We start from the raw sequence: 666 nt of genomic DNA on the forward strand, positions 1-666 counted from the left end.
CAACGGCCCCGAACCCGGACCCGCATACATCCGACCGGAATTAACCTCCGGCGGTAACGCCCCGAAGTCAAACACCTACGAACCCCCCGGCTCGAACCATGTGTTTCCCTTGCGAGTGTTCTGGATGGCTGCTTTCAAGCGATGCGCTTGCTTGCGAAGGCTAGAGCGCCGCGCCATCTCCTCGCTGCCCGTGACGGGTCGGTCGGCGAGGACGGCACCCCTTTGCAGCGGGCAGCGGGGAATGCACGCAAAGACGGGCCGGCGGACGCCCGCGGGCCCGGGCCGCCCGCTACCTGGGGGAACGGTGCGTCGGCCCTATCTCGGCCGACCAGTGATCCCGCGGAGCCGGGGCGGATCACACCGGGCGCGGGACAAAAAATCCGGTCGCAGATAAAGGGACCCCAGCGGCGTCGGCCGGAGCAGGGGCCGACGGCGCGGTGGGGCAAGGCCTCCGCCGCGCGGCGGTCCGCGGGGCCCAACGCGAAACACGCTTTAGCGCGGCACTTTTCGCGCGCTAAAGCGTGTTTCTACGCTGCCGAAAGCGACCGGTGGTTATCCGGCGAAGGGGGGTCGGGCCATGACGGTGGGCCGGAATCCGTATCGGGGTCCGGCGCCGGCGTGGGTGCCAGAGCCCATACCGGCCAGGGGCATGCCGCCGAGCAGGTT

Annotated in this window: 1 protein-coding gene and 1 pseudogene; both read right to left on the minus strand. The window is 69.5% G+C overall.

Annotation, left to right across the window (positions count from 1 at the left end; all coding sequences use genetic code 11):
* Positions 1 to 75 (minus strand): PPE domain-containing protein (locus tag A5711_RS26785; RefSeq protein ID WP_156622491.1); only part of this gene is annotated, 75 nt, incomplete at its 3' end.
* A 477-nt stretch (positions 76 to 552) separates the two neighbouring features.
* Positions 553 to 666, minus strand: a pseudogene (locus A5711_RS26240) (hypothetical protein); the annotation flags it as partial.

Origin of the sequence: Mycobacterium sp. E2238 (assembly GCF_001672665.1) — a bacterium.
Classification (GTDB): domain Bacteria; phylum Actinomycetota; class Actinomycetes; order Mycobacteriales; family Mycobacteriaceae; genus Mycobacterium.